This is a genomic window from Melaminivora alkalimesophila (assembly GCF_000282995.1).
GTDB lineage: Bacteria > Pseudomonadota > Gammaproteobacteria > Burkholderiales > Burkholderiaceae_C > Melaminivora > Melaminivora alkalimesophila.
In genome coordinates, this window is the sequence record NZ_ALEE01000636.1 from 1 (window position 1) to 3,776 (window position 3,776).

Consider the following 3,776-nt stretch of genomic DNA (forward strand, 5'->3'; position numbering starts at 1 on the left):
CGAGGAGCCGCAGACGCCGCTGTCGCCGCGCGAGGAGGAGGTGCTGCGCGAGATCGCGCGCGGCGCGAGCAACAAGGAGATCGCCCGCACGCTGGACATCGCCGAGACCACGGTGAAGATCCATGTGCAGCACATCCTGCGCAAGCTGGGACTGAGCTCGCGCGTGCAGGCGGCGGTCTACGCCTCCGACCGCCAGAGGCAGGAATAGTGCAGCGGCCCGCTGCGGGGCCGCCATAGTTCTTCGGGAGTAGGAAAAGCACCGACGCGCCTAGTTCTTCTGCAGCGCCCCGGACCTGCCACCGAAGGATGGGCAGGGCGCACGGTTGAGGTGACCATTGCAGGCATCACACCACCGGAAGAACCCGCAATGCCCTCCCCGTCGCAGACTGCGGCCGTCGACCCCCGCCGCAACCGCCAGGCCTGGTCGGTGCTCATCGTCAGCACCCTGGCCTTCACCGCGTGCTTCATGGTCTGGATGATGTTCGGCGTCATCGGCATCCCGATCAAGAAGATGCTGGAGCTGAACTCCACGCAGTTCGGCCTGCTCACCGCCATGCCGGTGCTCACCGGCTCGCTGATCCGCGTGCCACTGGGCATCTGGACCGACCGCTACGGCGGGCGCATCGTCATGGCGATCCTGCTGGCGCTCACCATCCCGGCGATCTGGATGATGGGCTACGCCACCGAATACTGGCACTTCCTGATCATCGGCCTGTTCGTCGGTCTGGCCGGTGGCTCCTTCTCCGTGGGCACGCCCTATGTCGCGCGCTGGTTTCCGAAGAACCGCCAGGGCATGGCCATGGGCGTGTACGGCGCCGGCAACTCGGGCGCGGCGGTCAACAAGTTCGTCGCCCCGGTCATCCTGGTGGCGTTTGGCTGGCAGGCCGTGCCGCATGTGTACGCCGCCATCATGCTGGGCGTGCTGGTGCTGTTCTGGATCTTCAGCGCCAGCGACCCGGCGCACCTGGTGCCGAGCAACGTCAAGTTCACGGACCAGCTCAAGGCGCTCAAGGACCCGCGCGTGCTCAAGTACTGCCAGTACTACAGCATCGTCTTCGGCGGCTACGTGGCGCTGTCGCTGTGGATGGTGCAGTACTACGTGGGCGAATACGGCCTCGACATCCGCGTTGCCGCGCTGCTGGCGGCGTGCTTCTCGCTGCCGGGCGGCGTGCTGCGCGCGATCGGCGGCGTGCTCTCCGACAAGTACGGCGCGCACAGCGTGACCTGGTGGGTCATGTGGGTGAGCTGGATCTGCCTGTTCCTGCTGTCCTACCCGCAGACCGATTTCACCATCCAGACGGTGAACGGGCCGCTCACGCTGCACATCGGCCTGAACGTCTATGTCTTCACTGCGCTGATGTTCATCCTGGGCATCGCCTGGGCCTTCGGCAAGGCCAGCGTGTTCAAGTACATCAGCGACGACTATCCCCAAAACATCGGCGCCATCAGCGGCATCGTGGGCCTTGCCGGCGGCCTGGGCGGCTTCATCCTGCCGATTCTCTTCGGCCTGCTGATGGACTGGACCGGCATCCGCTCCAGCGCCTTCATGTTCATGTACGGCGTGGTCTGGGTGTCGCTGATCTGGATGTATTTCACCGAAGTGCGGCGCACCGACGTCATGGCCCCGCACGCCGCAGCCCCGGCGCTGCGCTGACGAACCGACGCCGCCCCTTGCGGAGACCCTCGCATGTCCTCCATCCCCTCCACCTCCTCCGGCAGCCCTCGCAAGGGCCGGCTGCTGACCCTCTGGACCCCCGAAGACAAGCATTTCTGGGAGCGCGAGGGCGAGGCCATCGCCAAGCTCAACCTGTGGATCTCGGTGCCCGCGCTGTTCCTGGCCTTCGCCATCTGGCAGGTCTGGAGCGTGGTGGCCGTGAACCTGCCGGCGCTCGGCTTCAAGTACTCGACCAACCAGCTGTTCTGGCTGGCGGCGGCGCCGGCGCTGTCGGGCGCCACGCTGCGCATCTTCTACTCCTTCATGGTGCCGATCTTCGGCGGGCGGCGCTGGACGGCGCTGTCCACGGCGTCGCTGCTCATTCCGGCCATCGGCATCGGCATCGCCGTGCAGGACAACACCACCAGCTACCCGACCATGCTGGTGCTGGCACTGCTGTGCGGCCTGGGCGGGGGCAACTTCAGCTCCAGCATGGCCAACATCAGCTTCTTCTTTCCGAAGGAGCGCAAGGGCTCGGCCCTGGGCGTGAACGCCGGCCTGGGCAACCTGGGCGTGTCGGTGGTGCAGTTCCTGAGCCCGCTGGTGATCACCGCCGGGGTGTTCGGCATCTTCGGGGGGGATCCGCAGACCATCGTGAAAAACGGCGCGGAGACGCGCGTGTGGGCGCAGAACGCGGCCTTCATCTGGGTGCCATGGATCGCGCTGGCCTCGGTGGCCGCCTGGTTCGGCATGAACGACATCGCCGACGCGCGCGCCAGCTTCGCCGCCCAGGCCGCCATCTTCCGGCGCAAGCACAACTGGATCATGTGCCTGCTCTACCTCGGAACCTTCGGCTCCTTCATCGGCTTTGCCGCGGGCTTTCCGCTGCTCATCAAGAGCCAGTTCCCGAACGTCAACCCGCTGGCCTATGCCTGGCTGGGGCCGCTGGTGGGCGCCGTCATCCGGCCCTTCGGCGGCTGGCTGGCCGACAAGTTCGGCGGCGCCAGCGTGACGCTGTGGAACTTCCTGGCGATGGCGCTGGGCGTGCTGGGCGTGCTGTATTTCCTGCCCAAGGGCACGGGCGGGCACGTCATGCCCTTCGGGCCCGAGGAGGGCAGCTTCGCCGGCTTCTTCACCATGTTCCTGGTGCTGTTCCTGACCACCGGCATCGGCAACGGCTCCACCTTCCGGATGATTCCGGTGATCTTCCTGAACCTGAAGCTGCGCGAGGCGCCGGAGGGCGACGAGGCGGCACGCGCAGTCGCCATCCGCGAGGGCAACACCGAAGGGGCGGCTGCCCTGGGCTTTGCCGGCGCGCTGGGGGCCTACGGCGGCTTCTTCATCCCCAAGAGCTACGGCAGCTCGATCGCCGCCACCGGCGGACCGGAGCTGGCGCTGTGGGTCTTTGCCGGCTTCTACCTGGCGTGCATCGCCGTCACCTGGTGGTACTACGCCCGGCGCAACGCCGAGGTGCCGTGCTGATGCCCGCCCCGAACCTCTTTCTCCCTGCCCGCCATAACGACACCACCATGAAGGAAACACGATGAGTCACTTCCTCGATCGCCTCACCTATTTCTCACAGCCGCGCGAAACCTTCGCCGGCGGGCACGGCCAGGTCACGGGCGAGGACCGCACCTGGGAGGACGCCTACCGCAACCGCTGGGCGCACGACAAGGTGGTGCGCTCCACGCACGGCGTGAACTGCACCGGCTCGTGCTCGTGGAAGGTCTACGTCAAGGGCGGCATCGTCACCTGGGAAACCCAGCAGACCGACTACCCGCGCACCCGCTGGGACATGCCCAACCACGAGCCGCGCGGCTGCTCGCGCGGCGCCAGCTACAGCTGGTACCTGTACAGCGCCAACCGCGTCAAGTACCCCATGGTGCGTGCGCGGCTGCTGCGCTCCTGGCGCGCCGCGCGCCAGACCATGGGCCCGGTGGAGGCCTGGCGCAGCATCGTCAGCGACGACGCCAAGCGCCGCGAATACCAGCAGGTGCGCGGCATGGGCGGCTTTGCGCGCTCGAGCTGGGACGAGGTCAACGAAATCATCGCCGCGGCCAACATCCACACCATCCAGCGCCATGGCCCGGACCGGATCATCGGCTTCTCGCCGATTCCCGCC

At 67.1% G+C, this 3,776-nt stretch carries 4 protein-coding genes; all 4 read left to right on the top strand.

The window, feature by feature from the left end:
• On the top strand, positions 1 to 208 hold a 208-nt coding region (locus A612_RS12390), incomplete at its 5' end, for a response regulator transcription factor (RefSeq protein WP_040436812.1).
• A gap of 159 nt (positions 209 to 367) precedes the next feature.
• Positions 368 to 1,654: an MFS transporter gene (locus A612_RS12395; RefSeq protein ID WP_019374787.1), complete on the top strand. Its 1,287-nt coding sequence runs from the start codon at positions 368 to 370 to the stop codon at positions 1,652 to 1,654.
• Positions 1,655 to 1,687: 33 nt separating this feature from the next.
• Complete coding sequence (locus A612_RS12400) at positions 1,688 to 3,136, top strand: NarK family nitrate/nitrite MFS transporter (protein ID WP_019374788.1); 1,449 nt, start codon at positions 1,688 to 1,690, stop codon at positions 3,134 to 3,136.
• Between the two features lie 61 nt (positions 3,137 to 3,197).
• A partial coding sequence (locus A612_RS12405; protein ID WP_040436813.1) for a molybdopterin-dependent oxidoreductase occupies positions 3,198 to 3,776 on the top strand: 579 nt, incomplete at its 3' end.